This window comes from Infirmifilum sp. NZ, from assembly GCF_022693705.1.
Taxonomy (GTDB): domain Archaea; phylum Thermoproteota; class Thermoprotei; order Thermofilales; family Thermofilaceae; genus Thermofilum.
Genome location: NZ_CP094288.1, coordinates 1,306,342 through 1,318,998 on the forward strand (window position 1 = coordinate 1,306,342; position 12,657 = coordinate 1,318,998).

At 55.7% G+C, this 12,657-nt stretch carries 18 protein-coding genes; 8 read left to right on the forward strand and 10 right to left on the reverse strand.

From position 1 onward, the window contains the following. Nucleotides 1-6 precede the first annotated feature (6 nt). Both MOV14_RS07125 and tatA read right to left on the reverse strand, forming a co-directional pair. Nucleotides 7-975 carry a hypothetical protein gene (locus tag MOV14_RS07125; protein WP_318536636.1) on the reverse strand — a complete coding sequence of 323 codons (969 nt, stop codon included), beginning with the start codon at nucleotides 973-975 and terminating at the stop codon, nucleotides 7-9. 66 nt (nucleotides 976-1,041) lie between these two features. After that, nucleotides 1,042-1,383: a Sec-independent protein translocase subunit TatA/TatB gene (tatA, locus tag MOV14_RS09960; protein WP_326403626.1), complete on the reverse strand. Its 342-nt coding sequence runs from the start codon at nucleotides 1,381-1,383 to the stop codon at nucleotides 1,042-1,044. A 66-nt stretch (nucleotides 1,384-1,449) separates the two neighbouring features. Here tatA and MOV14_RS07135 point away from each other — a divergent pair, with 66 nt between their 5' ends. Further along, nucleotides 1,450-2,397: an isoaspartyl peptidase/L-asparaginase family protein gene (locus MOV14_RS07135; protein WP_318536637.1), complete on the forward strand. Its 948-nt coding sequence runs from the start codon at nucleotides 1,450-1,452 to the stop codon at nucleotides 2,395-2,397. On the opposite strand, the gene MOV14_RS07140 is transcribed toward MOV14_RS07135, so the two are convergent. Together MOV14_RS07140 and MOV14_RS07145 are read right to left on the reverse strand one after the other, a co-directional pair. Then, the gene (locus tag MOV14_RS07140) at nucleotides 2,374-2,871 is read right to left on the reverse strand and encodes a hypothetical protein (RefSeq protein WP_318536638.1); all 498 of its coding nucleotides are present in this window, start codon (nucleotides 2,869-2,871) and stop codon (nucleotides 2,374-2,376) included. The genes MOV14_RS07135 and MOV14_RS07140 overlap by 24 nt on opposite strands. 49 nt (nucleotides 2,872-2,920) lie before the next feature. After that, entirely contained in the window at nucleotides 2,921-3,796 is an 876-nt protein-coding gene (locus MOV14_RS07145) for an AEC family transporter (RefSeq protein ID WP_318536639.1), read from the reverse strand. Between the two features lie 51 nt (nucleotides 3,797-3,847). Here MOV14_RS07145 and MOV14_RS07150 point away from each other — a divergent pair, with 51 nt between their 5' ends. The 7 genes from MOV14_RS07150 to MOV14_RS07175 are packed head-to-tail and all read left to right on the forward strand — an operon-like array spanning nucleotide 3,848 to nucleotide 7,470. Continuing rightward, nucleotides 3,848-4,777, forward strand: a complete 930-nt coding sequence (locus MOV14_RS07150) for a sugar phosphate isomerase/epimerase family protein (RefSeq protein WP_318536640.1) — start codon at nucleotides 3,848-3,850, stop codon at nucleotides 4,775-4,777. Beyond that, a complete protein-coding gene (locus MOV14_RS07155; protein ID WP_318536641.1) occupies nucleotides 4,770-5,153 on the forward strand; it encodes a cyclophilin-like fold protein in 384 nt (127 codons plus the stop codon). The genes MOV14_RS07150 and MOV14_RS07155 overlap by 8 nt, the downstream gene beginning before the upstream one ends. Further along, nucleotides 5,150-5,944 carry a class I fructose-bisphosphate aldolase gene (locus MOV14_RS07160; protein ID WP_318536642.1) on the forward strand — a complete coding sequence of 265 codons (795 nt, stop codon included), beginning with the start codon at nucleotides 5,150-5,152 and terminating at the stop codon, nucleotides 5,942-5,944. Before MOV14_RS07155 ends, MOV14_RS07160 begins: the two co-directional genes overlap by 4 nt. A gap of 44 nt (nucleotides 5,945-5,988) precedes the next feature. Beyond that, nucleotides 5,989-6,291, forward strand: a complete 303-nt coding sequence (locus MOV14_RS07165; RefSeq protein WP_318536643.1) for an ArsR/SmtB family transcription factor — start codon at nucleotides 5,989-5,991, stop codon at nucleotides 6,289-6,291. Beyond that, the gene (locus MOV14_RS07170) at nucleotides 6,281-6,655 is read left to right on the forward strand and encodes a hypothetical protein (protein WP_318536644.1); all 375 of its coding nucleotides are present in this window, start codon (nucleotides 6,281-6,283) and stop codon (nucleotides 6,653-6,655) included. The genes MOV14_RS07165 and MOV14_RS07170 overlap by 11 nt, the downstream gene beginning before the upstream one ends. Next, complete coding sequence (locus tag MOV14_RS09965) at nucleotides 6,652-6,786, forward strand: hypothetical protein (protein WP_326403627.1); 135 nt, start codon at nucleotides 6,652-6,654, stop codon at nucleotides 6,784-6,786. Before MOV14_RS07170 ends, MOV14_RS09965 begins: the two co-directional genes overlap by 4 nt. Then, nucleotides 6,787-7,470: a hypothetical protein gene (locus MOV14_RS07175; protein WP_318536645.1), complete on the forward strand. Its 684-nt coding sequence runs from the start codon at nucleotides 6,787-6,789 to the stop codon at nucleotides 7,468-7,470. Between the two features lie 8 nt (nucleotides 7,471-7,478). Here MOV14_RS07175 and MOV14_RS07180 read toward each other — a convergent pair whose 3' ends face one another. From MOV14_RS07180 to MOV14_RS07205, 6 genes are all read right to left on the reverse strand, one after another. Continuing rightward, entirely contained in the window at nucleotides 7,479-8,354 is an 876-nt protein-coding gene (locus tag MOV14_RS07180; RefSeq protein ID WP_318536646.1) for an SPFH domain-containing protein, read from the reverse strand. Nucleotides 8,355-8,389: 35 nt separating this feature from the next. Further along, nucleotides 8,390-9,613 (reverse strand): NfeD family protein, encoded by a 1,224-nt coding sequence (locus MOV14_RS07185; protein WP_318536647.1) that lies wholly within the window; start codon nucleotides 9,611-9,613, stop codon nucleotides 8,390-8,392. A 23-nt stretch (nucleotides 9,614-9,636) separates the two neighbouring features. Further along, nucleotides 9,637-10,464: a DUF92 domain-containing protein gene (locus tag MOV14_RS07190; RefSeq protein WP_318536648.1), complete on the reverse strand. Its 828-nt coding sequence runs from the start codon at nucleotides 10,462-10,464 to the stop codon at nucleotides 9,637-9,639. Nucleotides 10,465-10,504: 40 nt separating this feature from the next. Further along, entirely contained in the window at nucleotides 10,505-11,140 is a 636-nt protein-coding gene (locus MOV14_RS07195) for a prepilin peptidase (RefSeq protein ID WP_318536649.1), read from the reverse strand. Between the two features lie 59 nt (nucleotides 11,141-11,199). Continuing rightward, nucleotides 11,200-11,529 carry a 50S ribosomal protein P1 gene (gene rpl12p, locus MOV14_RS07200; protein WP_318536650.1) on the reverse strand — a complete coding sequence of 110 codons (330 nt, stop codon included), beginning with the start codon at nucleotides 11,527-11,529 and terminating at the stop codon, nucleotides 11,200-11,202. A gap of 78 nt (nucleotides 11,530-11,607) precedes the next feature. Further along, entirely contained in the window at nucleotides 11,608-12,657 is a 1,050-nt protein-coding gene (locus MOV14_RS07205; protein ID WP_318536651.1) for a DUF354 domain-containing protein, read from the reverse strand.

Here is a 12,657-nt window from a genome sequence, read left to right on the forward strand (position 1 = left end):
GAGCAGCTACCCGAGGACCCGCACAACCACCTTCACTGCGCCGCTTTTCGATAGCCTATACAGGGCGGACAGTGCCTCGCTTGTGCCGACCTCTCCTCTCCTGGCTACGAGCTCGACGAAGTCCGAGAACTCGAAGACTTTATTGTCGCTCGAGGAGGCCAGCCACAGCACAGACTCGAGAACCTTAGCTTCACTAGGTGCGAGGTTCTTGTTCAGGACTTCCTCCGCAGTGCTCTTAATCCTTCTAAGCTCCGCGTAGAACTTCTGCGTGTCCAGCGGCTGGGGGTTCACCTTGAGCTCCACGAGCTCCTGCTCCAGCCTGTTAAGATTTTCGATCTCCCTTTCTAGGACGCTTTTCTCTTGGAGAACCGCGGCGGCAACGGCCCTTCTAGCCACTTCTCGTGTCGCCTGCAGATCTCTGAGTATGAAACCGAGAGCCTTCTCGTACTCGGCTCTCAGAGCTCTCTCTACTCTATCGAGCTCCTCCAGCCCCCTCTCGAGGTCTGCCAGAGTGGACATTTTAGGCTCTTTCAGTAGCAGCTCTTGAAACCTTCTCACCCTTGCCGCTGCTTTGGCGGCTTCAGAGGCCATCGTTGGGTTGAGCGGGCTCACGAGCTTCACGTAGCTCTCAACTCTTTCGACAGCCCTGTCTGCCTCCGGTAGCACTTTCTCAACTCTCTCAAGGAAGCTCAGTGTCTGTGTAAGCACCTCCTCAAGAGACCTGAGACCCCTCTCGTACTCCTCGAGCCTCTGAGGCAGAGCCTCGGACTCGGGCGGGAGGGGTGGGTCGGGGATCGTGAGCTCGGATGCTATTTTCTCTACGAGGGCCTTCAAGAAGGCGTTGGACTCGCCTTTCCTCAACAATTCCTCGTAAAGCCGCTCCACTCTGGAGATCTCTTCACTCACTTTCTGGCTGGACTGAGCCAGGTAGTCGAGCAGGTACTTCTTCGGCCTCTTTTTAAGCAGGACTTCCATGAACCTCTAGGAAGAAGAGAAAGCTTGCAGCAAAATGTATGTATTGCTTAAAATGCTGTTGAACGGCTATATGAGGCCTTTCTCCTTAGCCTTCTTGATCACTTCTTCAACGAGTTCTTCCTTGGACTTGCCCTCGGATTCCACGCCAAGCTTCTCGGCGAGCTTTCTAAGCTCCTCATCTGAGAGGGAGGTTGCTTGGGGTTTAGGGGATGCCGCCTCTTCAACCGAAGAGGTTATCTTCTGGCTCTCCTCCCGGAATATCCTGACAGCCTCACCGGCGGCCTTAGCGAGCTCGGGAAGCTTCTTCGGCCCAAAGAGTATTAGCGCGATTACGATGAGGAGGAGTATCTCGGTGGGACCTATGTTGAACTGAAGGGGGATCACCGGGTAGCCTCCAACCGGGTACATTTGCGCACCAAAGCTTAGCTCAGCAAGGGTGGTAAAAAATATTTCCATGAAAGCCTTGCCTAAGCTGTGCCACGAGAAGTGCTCGTAATTCACGGCGGTGCGGGGAGGTTCAGACCCTCTATTTTGGAGGAGCGGGCAGCGATCGAGGAGGCATTGCGCTCAGCCCTCTATGATGGCATGAGTGCGCTATCCTCGGGAAACGCTCTGGATGCGGTTGAAGCGGCGGTGAAGAGCATGGAAGGCTCCGGCGTCTTCAACGCGGGAAAAGGAGCATCACTTAACCTTCTGGGAGAGCAGGAGCTTGACGCGAGCGTGATGTTCGGGAGAGACCTAAGCTTCGGAGCCGTAGCCTCGCTAAAGTACACCTGGAATGCCGTGTCGCTGGCGCGCAAGGTCATGGAGAGAACAGATCACGTCTTTCTCGTGGGCTACGGGGCCGATAAGCTGGCAGAGGCCTTGGGCTTCGAGCGTATCCCGCCCCCTTCGCCAAGGCTCCTCGAGAGGTATCGAGAGCTTCTCGAAAAGGTGAGGAGCCTCGGCTATGATTTATGGAGGAGGAATTTTGAGATCGTCAGGCTTTTTCTACCAGATACTGTCGGAGCAGTTGCCTTAGACAGGGATGGAAACCTGGCGGCTGCCACCAGCACTGGCGGGCTGTGGTTGAAGCTCCCGGGACGTGTGGGCGACACACCCCTCCCCGGAGCAGGCGTCTACGCCGAGAACGGAGTGGTGGCGGTCTCTGCTACCGGTATCGGGGAGCTCATCGCCAGGTACCTTGCAGCGGCGAGAGTGGCCTTCAAGGTGAAGTCCGGCGTAAGCGTTGAGCAGGCTGTTCGTGACGTGGTGCACGAGGTCACGAGGCTGTTTTCCGAGGAAAACACAATCGGGTTGATAGCCCTCGACGCGGCTGGGAACATCGGGATTCACTCCAACTGTGAGGTTTTCCTGAGAGGTTACACGTTTAAGGGCGGAGAGCCGCGGGTAGCGTTGCTAGGAAGCGAGGAGCCTCATTAGCACTTTTTCTGTCCTCTTGCCCTTTATGTACATGTGCGCTGATACCGCAGCCAGCACTGACGAGAAGACAAGCAGCGAGAGGTTGGCGTTAACTGCGGCGAGCGCAGCGGAAAGCAGCGCGAAAAACAGGCTTGCTGACGAGGTCGCTTTTGAGAGCTTGACCTTCGATGCTTCTCTCTCAAGGAAGCCGTGCGCAACTCTAACCCTCAGTGCTGATGCGACAACGTAGAGTGTGCCGAGAGCCAGAACTAGCGATGCGAAGAGCATTGAGACCGTGCCTGCAGTCGCTTGCGTATGTCTTGTGATGTTGCCTGACGGCTGGGAAGGTACCGTTGTTGTGTTAGAGGAAAGGGTTCTGATCTGGGTCGCTGTACTCACCTCCTCGCTTCGACCCTCCTGCCTCTCCAGCGAGGTAACTATCGTTGTCGATAGAAGCAGGATTGAGACGATCAATGCTACGATCGACCTGATCATACTCCGATTACATGAAGCCGAAGATACAAATAAACTAAACGTATCGAGGCTACAGCCGAACGAAGACGAGTAGCAGAGGTAGAACAGCAACGGTGCTTACAAGCGTGGACGTCACAACTATGCGTGCCACCCGTTTAGCGTCCAAGCCAAGTTCCCGCGAGATAGGTACACAGGACGCGGCGCTGGGCATAACGCTCTCTAGGACAGCCACGCCCCTATCCACGCCCTCGAGGATACCTGTCTTGACGAACAGAAGTGTGAGGGGAACTACTACGGCGAGCCTGTACGCGTAGGACTTTAACCCCTCTGGGTCAAGCGCAGGCTTAACGCCGAACTCAACCCCTAACTGGACTAGGGCTATGGTCGCAGCGGCATCGGAAAACGGCTTCAGGAGCTGTATAACGAGGCTGGGCAAAGTTACCCTTACTGCTCCTAGCACCAGTCCCAGCATCACGGCGGTGATTGGCGGGAAGGACAGGATTCTTCTTGCCAGAGAGTATGGGGAGCTGATCCTGCTTGAGAGCGTGGGAGCTAAGACGTTAGAGACGGAGTTGTTACCGAAAATGTAAAAGCCCACACTCGCGACGCCCTCTGTGCCCCACAAGGACTGGGCGATTCCGACAGGCAAGTACCCCGCGTTTGCGTACATTGAAGTTAAGACGACTTCAGCTTCCTCTTTCAGAGACCTTGTTAGCAAGAACGTTAAAACGACGCTCAGAGCGCTTAGAGCGGTGAGGGCGAATGGTCGCAGATCTGTTGCCTGGAAAACACGGCTGTACGTGGACGTGAACAGGAGTGCTGGCAGAAAGACGTAAAGGACCACCCTCGAAAAGAAGTAGAGCTCCCTTTCCCCGGGGCTCAGGCCGGCTCCGAGTAAAACCCCGATCACTATGGGCGTGTAAATACTTAGAACGATTTCTAGCACAAAAGCTGTTACTTAGCAAAGCTTTTAACTCTATTCACAGCTTTCAGCTTGATGCTTGCCGTTTCAGTTAAAAAGGGGAGGAACGCCCACTTGGTCCCCTTCCCGTGGAAGATCAGCATCGTCGCATTCATGGCGAACCCTCCTCTAATGAAAAGCGACGTTCAGGCGGCTGTCGAAACAATAACGGTTCTAGCCAAAGACCCCTTCTTCGATGTCATAGAGGTTAACCTCATGAGCGATGAGGCTTGGGAAACCGTAGCGCCGATTCTCCAAAGCAGTGGAGTGGACGTCGCTGTTGGGCTTCAGCCGATGACTACAGCTCAAGGCCTGAACCCCTCATCTGTTAATGAGGACGAGAGAAGGAAGGCTGTCGAGGCTCTCTCGCAAGCAATAAAGATCGCGGCCGCAAGGGGGGTAAAGAAGGTAGGCTTCTCGAGCGGGGCTGACCCCGGCCCCGAAAACCGGGAGGCGGCAAAGGACTCGCTCGTCAAAAGCCTTAAGGAACTTGCTAGCCTCGGCTCGAGGCTCGGCGTAAGCCTAATCCTAGAGACTTTCGACAGAGAGTGGGATAAGAGGCAGCTGATAGGGCCTATAGATGAAGCGGTTGAAGTTGTCCGAGAAGTCAGGCAGGAGTACAGCAACATCGGGCTACTGTGGGACCTCAGCCACGCGCCCATGCTGAACGAGAAGCCGGCCGCCCTATTCCGCGCGAAAGACTACCTCTCTCACATCCACATCGGGTGCTCTAAGAAGCTACCCGACGGCAGGATGGTCGACTGGCACCCAGGCTTCTACAGGCCAGGGGCTGTCAACGGGGTCGAAGACGTTGAAGAGCTGTTGAGGGTTCTCGCTGAAATCGGGTACAGCGGAGCCGTCGGCTTCGAGGTTAAACCCGAGGAGGGTCAGCACTGGAGGGAGGTGGTTGAGGCCGCGAAAGGTGTGCTCTACACGGCTTTCGCTCGGGTGGTGGAGCGTGAGTAAGCTAAAGATAATCTTCCCCGAAAGCATAGGGGTAGTTGAGGTGGAGCTGACCGGGCGGAACCCCAAGACCGCAGAGGCTATCATCAAGGCTGCGCCCTTCGAGAGCAGGGTTAACCTTTGGGGGCAGGAAATCTACTTCTCCACACCCGTTAGGGTGGGCCAGGAGGTAGGCTCGGAGATCGTCGAGAGAGGCGACGTTGCCTACTGGCCTCCCGGAAACGCTATTTGCCTCTTCTTCGGGCCAACTCCCGTGAGTAAGCCGGGTGAGATCAGGCCCGCGAGCCCAGTCAACGTATTTGGGAGGGTTGTGGGCGATCCAGACCGCCTGAAGGCTGTGAAGAGCGGCGAGAAAGTGAGAGTTGAGTGGGAGCCTTGAGCTCCGGGAAGAAGCTGAGGCTAGCGAGGCTCTTCAGAGACGGCAAAGCCCTTATTGTTGCACTGGACCACGGGAGGAGGCACGGGCCCATAAAAGGAATTGAGGACATGCGGGCAACGCTTAGGATGGTTCTCGAGGGCTCGCCAGACGCGGTTATGATGACCCCCGCGCTGATAGAGAAGTACTGGGAGATGCTTCCTGGCACCTTCATCGTGGCCAGGATCGATGGCACAGGAACAGTCAGGAGCCTCGACGAGACCGACGACAGGCTCATCTCAAGCGTGGAACGCGCGGTAAGGCTTGGGGCTGACGCCGTGAGCATCATGGTGTATCCAGGCTCCCGTAACGAGTCGGCCCTATGGGAGAAGCTGGCAACCGTGGTCGAGCAGGCCGAGTTACTAGGAGTACCTGTTATGGCTGAGGTCGTGCCTAAGCAGCCGGGCTTCCCTAGCGTGGACAGTGACGTCGTAGCCTACGGCGCGAGGATCGCGGCCGAGCTGGGAGCCGACATAGTCAAAACAATCTACACTGAAAACTTCTCCGAGGTCGTCCGCAAAACCCCAGTCCCCGTCGTTGTTCTGGGCGCGTCGAAGGCACCCCTCCTCGAGGTTTTGAGGAGAGTGGAGAACGCGGTTAGGGCCGGCGCCGCAGGAGCCGCCATTGGGAGGAATATATTCCAGCACAGCTCTCCTGGCCTCGTCGTGAAAGCGCTTATGAGCGTAATCCACAGAGGTGCTCCGGCCAGCGAGGTTATGGAGGAACTAGGGTTAAAGGAGGACCCGGTTATGTAAAGTAAAGCTTATATGTAAGATGCAGGTTACGGAGAATCGATGGCATGGAAAGTAAAAAGCGAATTGAAGAGCTTACAGAGGTGTTGCACGTGCTAGCAAACCCTATCCGCCTCAAGATGCTAGCGCTAATAGCTGTGAAGCCTAGACACGCATACGAGCTCTCGAAGGTTCTTGGACTCTCCTACCCCTTGACTCACCTGCACGTCACCGCCCTCGAGAGAGCTGGCTTGATAAAAGGGGAGGTCGTCCCCGGCCCTCGTCCGAAGAAAGTGTACAGGCTCACCGACTTCAGGATTGAGGTCTCGCCCGATTCTCTGAGGGAGATAGGTGAGGAGCTTGAAGGCTAGCGGAGTCTTCGCAATGGTATTATCCCTGTTGCTCGCCGCCCTGCTTGGCTTCTACGTTCCGCTCAAGATAGTGGAGGGGGTATCGGCCAAATCTCTGGACCCGATCTTCGGAGGCGTCGTTGCCGTCGTGAGCGTTATTGCGGGCGCGGCGCTGGGGTTCTTCGCCCTGGTTTTCACTGTAGTTCTACCCTTCGCGGAGAGCGAGGAACGCGGTGAAACATCTTACGCTCTTAGGCTCAGAGAGATAGAGGAGAGGCTGACCGTCTACCGTGCTAGGCAGAGGGCTATGCTAGAAGAGCTGGACGCGATTAAAAAGGAGTTGGAGGAGATAAGGGACATTCTGAAGGAGGGGATGGGGGTTTGAGCGGGGAGAAGCTCAAGTACGCGGAGGCTAGCGACGAGGAAGTGGAAGAAATGCTCCTGAAGAGGCTCAAGGAGATCAGGTCCCTCTTAGAGGAGATAAAGACGATTTTCAAGCAGGCAGGTGTTACCTAGATGAGCGACTTGCTAGACCTCTACGAGGCTGAGCTTAGATCCAAGAAAGGTGGTAAGCGGCTGAGAGTGAGAGGCGCCGGTGTGGCGAGTGGAGGCTATTATAGGGAAGTCACCATAAGCGGTGCTGGCAGAGTAGAGGGAGACATCGAAGCAGACACCGTGAAAGCATCGGGGTCTGCCGCCTTCAACGGAGGTATAGCAGCTCGGGAGGTGAAGTTCGCCGGCGCCGTAAAAGTCCGCGGCAACGTGAAGTCGGTTTTATTCCACGCGGCTGGTGCTGTTAGGGTTGAAGGGAGGATTGACGCGGAGGAAGTGAAAGTCGCGGGTGCGCTCAAAGCGCTAGGAGTAGCGGGTAAACGCGTGCGAATCAGCGGGTCTTTCAACGTCCAGGACGACATCGCGGGGGATGAAGTGAGCCTCAGGCTCTCCGATGACTCGAGGGCTAGGGTGATCAAGGCTGGCGTGGTCGAGGTTAAAGGTGGAGCCGAGCGTGAGCTGTCTTTACTCAACCTGCTCAGGTTACGTAGAACTACACGCGTGCTAGAGGTTAGTGAGATCAACGCTCAGGAAGTAACCCTCGAGGATGTCGTTGTTCGTGGTGTTATCAACGCGAAAAGGGTGAGGATGCGCGGTAAAGCTAGTGTAGAAGGTAGCGTTCTGGGTGAAGTAGTAAAAGAAGAATAAAGTATTTTCTACTCTTTCTTTTGCAAGTACTCATCTACAAACTCTTTAAGTGGGCTTAGAAGCCTGAAGAGCTCCATGGGTAGAACTATTTTGGTGGACGGCGATGAGGCTATGGACTGCAGAGCCGTCAGGTACTGGAGTAGCATGGTCTTCGGATCCAGCTTCCTCGCCTCCTCGTCCACATACCTGAGGGCGAGAGCTTGGCCCTCGGCTCTCAGAATTGCGGCCTGCTTTTCACCCTCGGCCTTGAGTATCAGCGCCTCCTTCTCACCCTGAGCCACTCTCACTGCGGCTTCCCGCTTGCCCTCCGCCTCCGTCACCATCGCCCGCCTGTTCCTCTCTGCGCTCATCTGCTTGATCATAGCCTCCTGGACTTCTCGGGGTGGAATGATCTCCCTAATCTCTACCGCAGTGACCTTAACACCCCACCTTGCCGTTACCTCGTCGAGCTTCTCCCTCAGGACCTCGTTGATGTACTCGCGCTTCGCGAGCACCTGGTCAAGGTCAATATCTCCCACCACAGCTCTGAGGGTTGTCGTCGCAATTCCTATGGCCGCGCCCCTGAAATCCGAGACTTCCACTACACTCTTCTTAGGGTCGATAACCCGGAAGTATATCAGGAAGTCTATGTCGACCGGAGCGTTATCCTTTGTTATACACGTCTGCTTCGTGACCTCAATGTACTGCTCTCTGAGGTCTACAACTACTCCCTTGTCGATGAAGGGTATCAAGAGCACTATCCCAGGCCCCGCTACCTTCACCACGCGCCCGAGCCTCAACACGACAATCCGCTGGTACTCCGGGACGACTCTTACGCTGCTAGCTATCACGCTGGCGAAGACGAGGAGCGCTATGAATATTAGGAACAGGGTTACGGGATCCATTTCTAAATCATTGATTTACACCGCGGGGTTTCCTATTAACTTTTCACGCGCTGGACCTTCACTACCAGCCCCTCGAGACCTACAACGGTAACTTTCTCACCGGCGTGTATCTCTTCCTCGCTCTCAGCGGTCCATTCCTCGCTCTCCACGAGCACGACCCCCCTTCTGCCGGGTTTAATCTCCGTTTTAGCGACTCCAACTTTACCGAGAAGCCTCTCCTCCACACTTAGTGTTTTCACTCTTAGCGCCTCGGAGGCCTTGAGTATTATGAACCCGACGAAAGCTATGGAGGCACCGAGGATTGCTACAATTGCTATCGTCGATGCAGTGAGTGCTACGTAGGGCTGTGCGTAGTACTCAATGAGCAAGGCGAGCATTACAAGAGCGGCGCCGCTGATACCGAAAAGCTGCACTCCCGGTTTAAGGAGCTCTACCAGTATGAGGGCCGTACCCGTGACTGCTAAGACGAATACCAGTAGGTTCACTCCGACAACGCCGAAAGTGTAAAGGGCTAGGAGCACCAGTACGGCCCCCAGCACACCCCACCCCTGGAATCCCGTGACATGAAACTCGAGAGCTATAAGAAGCACACCGAGTATCATAAAGAGGATAGCGACCCCGGGATCCATTACGAGCGAGAGGGCGTCGCTAACGACGTCTCCACCAACGTACTCGAGAGCAGCGTGCTCTAGCCCCTCCCGCCTCAGAACCTCTGTTAACAGGTTGGCTACACCATTAGCTATACCTGCCGCTACAGCCTCGTTGGTCGTGAGGGCCTTGCTCTCCAGTACGAGTTTCTCAGCAATATCTGCCGATCCGGCTACGCCCTTCTCCTCTAGCAGGCTCTTAATCCTAGAAACCATGTAGGACTCTACCTTCTCGTCGGCCGGGACGGGTTTACACGCCCCTATTACAGCCCCATCTCCCAAGTACAGCTTGCCCGCTGCCAAAGCAACTCCAGTTGCCGCGGAAACCGCTTTAGCGCCCGGAGGCACCCATGCTATAACTCTGCAGTTGCAGCCTTTAACAATGGAGATCATTTCGTCCATTGACTTGAGGTAGCCGCCATAGCTGTTGATCACGACCAGCAGCGCTCCGCCCTCGGCTCGGTAGGCCGCCTTTCTCAGGAGATACACTTTGCCCTCATCGATTTTCCCGTAAACTTCGACTACCACCACGCTTGCAGGCTGGGCGCTGAGGCACGGAAGCGTGAGGAGAATAACCGCCAGGACTGAAAGTGCTAGGCGAGCGCGCGTCATCGCCGTATGATCTCCTCAAAAGGCTATAATAAAGTTTGTAGGAATAATCCGAGTAATGCGACGATCCCGGTTGCCAGCAGATTCGTGATCTCGTTCGTTACCCACGACAGCCCACCGACTCTTACTGTTTTCTCGCCGCAAAGGTGCACGGGTTTATCCGTAAGGGTCCGGCACCGGGGACAGTAGTACTTCACTTGTAAAGTGGCACCTATTACGCTGTCGAGGACCTCCCCGAGCCAGCCCAGCAGAACAATCTGCGGTATAAGCGCGGCGCTCAAGGGCAGAATCCCCAATGCGCTCTCTAACAGCGCCACAAGACCCACCACCGCTGAGCCGGAAACCGCCCCAAGAGTGCCGAGAGGCGTCACGCCACCTGATGTCCCCGGCTCCACCTCGATGCCGGGTCTCGTGATCAGTCTCGGCTTCCCGCGGTAGAGTGCACCCACCTCCGCCGCCCACGTGTCGGCGTTGGAGGATGCAAGCACAGCCAGGGCGGGCACCAGTAGCTTATCTCGGTGGTCTGCGAGGATGCCGTACATAGCTGCCAGAACCGCCGCCACTAGGCCAGCGCCGATGACCTGGCTCGCCGACCTACCTTCCTCTCTCTCCGCCGCTCCTTTACTCTTTTTCGAGGCATAAGCGAGGCGTGTGGCTAGCGAGGAGGAGAAGAAGAACGCTAGAGACGGCAGGTAGAGGCCAACCCCGCCCGCGAAGTATAGCCCTGAGAACAGAATGCTGACCACTGTTGCTCTTTTATCGAGGTACTTCAGCTTATGCGCGATCAAGCCCAGTGGGATGCCGAGCGCTATCCCCGCCGCAAAGTTCACTGCAGCCTTCTCGAAAGCGTACACATTGCGGAAACAGCGGCCTCTGGTAATTAAAAGTGATGCCTTAAACGCCGGTAAGTGCGGAGCCGTGCTTTAGAGCAAGGTAGAGAAGATAGCCTACCGCAAGTAGGGTTACGTAGGGGAGCCCTACAACCGCCCAGAATTCCTCGCTCGGGGGCTGAGCCTCCCCCTCGGGTACATGAATGAGCGTGGATGCCTCCAGGCCCTGAACCGGTACGTACATGTAACTTCTCCGGCGGTACTCCTCAAGGTTTATGTAGCGCATAGTCGCCAGCATCACTAGAATCCTCAAAGGCGAGGTTTCTCCACCAAAGCGCGGCTTCTTCGCAATGTTCAGAGCAACATTGTAGAGAGCATAGAGTAGTGAAGCTAGCCCCGCTAGCGTAACGATTGTTGCCAGCGGGATGAGCGTTAAAATGCTCGTGGCGGAAGGGGGCTCCGCCAGTCCCACGAAGGCCAGGGCTATGGCGTCAGCCTCTCCCATGAGCTTAAACCTCCACACGAAGAGCGCCAGGGAAACGGCTAGCGTGAGAGAAACCAGGTATAAGTCCAGCCTTAGGGATGCCACGGTGAATGCGAGAAGGGGGGCTGTGGCTAAGGAACCGACGACCCAGACCCTGTCGTCAACCTCCCTTTTTTTGTAATCGGTGTAACCTGCAACGGCGAGAGTTGAAACCACAAAAAGCTCTCGAAGTAGGTCAGCGAGGGGTAAAATGTACGGCAAAAACGCTCCCTTCACTAAAAGCCGAAGAGGCTTGATAGGCCTTCTTCTATGCTCTCCTCTGGGGCCTCCTCCTTCTTCTCCTCCTTCTTCTCTTCCTCCTTCTTCCCCTCCGTGCTTGGGGCTGGAGCCGCAGTGGCGGCGGTTGTGGCTGGAGCTGCCACTACAGGCATAGCAGCTGTCTTAATGGCCTCCTCTATGTTGACCTCCTTGAGGGAGGCTACGAGCGCCTTCAACCTCACCTCGTCAACTTGCACACCTGCAGCTTCTAGGATTTTTCTGACGTTCTCTTCCGTGATCTCCCGGCCTGCGTGGTAGAGGATCAGACTCGCGTATACATACTCCATTCGTTCCACCGCGAATCTTGCTTTTACAAACACACTACTTAAAGCTTTCGTCTAAAACCGGGGATGAGCTGGCGAGTATTAGCGCATAGTTTTCAGTATCTCACGAGCGTAGACTTTCACGGGGTCTTCCATGGTCGATCGAGTTTTCTCTAGATAAGCTCTCCTCTCGGCCTCAGACCCTCCTCTTGAGAGTATAAAGTTTAGGATCCTGGAGTTGAGAGGGGCTTTGAATATTGGGAACCCTCTGGTTTTTATGTACTCGTGGACTTCAAGCTCACCGGGGTACGTTGACAGCGCAGGCGTCCCCATTAGCGCCGCCTCAGTGGCCATCGTGCCCCCACCGCTGACGACCAGCCTTGCATAAAACTCGAGGCTTACGAAATGAGCAGGCCCATCGAGGATCTTTACCCTGTTTTCCCACCGGCGTAATGCCCTTCTGAACAAGCTCGCCTGGTCAGGGTAGCGAGGGTACACCACGACGTCAAGGTCCGTACGCTCGAGTACATACTTGCATACTGCCAGTGGGGTAGTTAAAGCCCTACCGGGGTCGGGGTAGTAGTAGGCTTTGTGCTCGCCGGGGCGCACGACAACGTAGTTGAAGGGTTCAAGGCCGAGCTCTAAAGGCACCTTTGGATCCGGTTGCTCTCGGAGTAGCCACGCGAGCTCGAAAAGCCCTTTGAACGTGACTACCTCTACGAGGGCTTTGTATCCTTCGAAGCTCTTGGCGAGGAATTCCGGGACGACCAACTTATTTGAGAGAGGGATCGCGAGCCTGGAGACGGCGTCCGAGTGAGGGGAGTCGCTGGACGTTATGGCTTTTATTCCGAGGGCAAATGCCACCCTAGTTGAGTCTGGCGAAACGAACGTTACGTGCACGTCCGGCCTCTCGTGCGACACTATCCTTGCAAGAGCCCTCTGTCGGCTCACGCTTTCATATAGCTTAGCAAGAGGTGTGCTACCACCATAGCGCCCCACGATGTAGTACTTACTCCACAGCCTCGATGCTAGTGCAGCGTTTAAGTCGTAATCCCGTGTTGTTAGGAAAACCTCTGCACCGCTCAGCTCTTTCTGAAGGTATGAAAACAGGAGAACCTGCTTAGGGGTTAAGGCCTCGACCCAGATCTTCAT

Coding starts and splice junctions, on each gene's coding strand:
- MOV14_RS07205 (WP_318536651.1), bottom strand. CDS start 12,657: ATGAAGATCTGGGTCGAGGCCTTAACCCCTAAGCAGGTTCTCCTGTTT.
- MOV14_RS07150 (WP_318536640.1), top strand. CDS start 3,848: ATGCTTGCCGTTTCAGTTAAAAAGGGGAGGAACGCCCACTTGGTCCCC.
- MOV14_RS07180 (WP_318536646.1), bottom strand. CDS start 8,354: ATGGATCCCGTAACCCTGTTCCTAATATTCATAGCGCTCCTCGTCTTC.
- MOV14_RS07140 (WP_318536638.1), bottom strand. CDS start 2,871: ATGATCAGGTCGATCGTAGCATTGATCGTCTCAATCCTGCTTCTATCG.
- rpl12p (WP_318536650.1), bottom strand. CDS start 11,529: ATGGAGTATGTATACGCGAGTCTGATCCTCTACCACGCAGGCCGGGAG.
- tatA (WP_326403626.1), bottom strand. CDS start 1,383: ATGTACCCGGTTGGAGGCTACCCGGTGATCCCCCTTCAGTTCAACATA.
- MOV14_RS07165 (WP_318536643.1), top strand. CDS start 5,989: ATGGAAAGTAAAAAGCGAATTGAAGAGCTTACAGAGGTGTTGCACGTG.
- MOV14_RS07175 (WP_318536645.1), top strand. CDS start 6,787: ATGAGCGACTTGCTAGACCTCTACGAGGCTGAGCTTAGATCCAAGAAA.
- MOV14_RS07125 (WP_318536636.1), bottom strand. CDS start 975: ATGGAAGTCCTGCTTAAAAAGAGGCCGAAGAAGTACCTGCTCGACTAC.
- MOV14_RS07185 (WP_318536647.1), bottom strand. CDS start 9,613: ATGACGCGCGCTCGCCTAGCACTTTCAGTCCTGGCGGTTATTCTCCTC.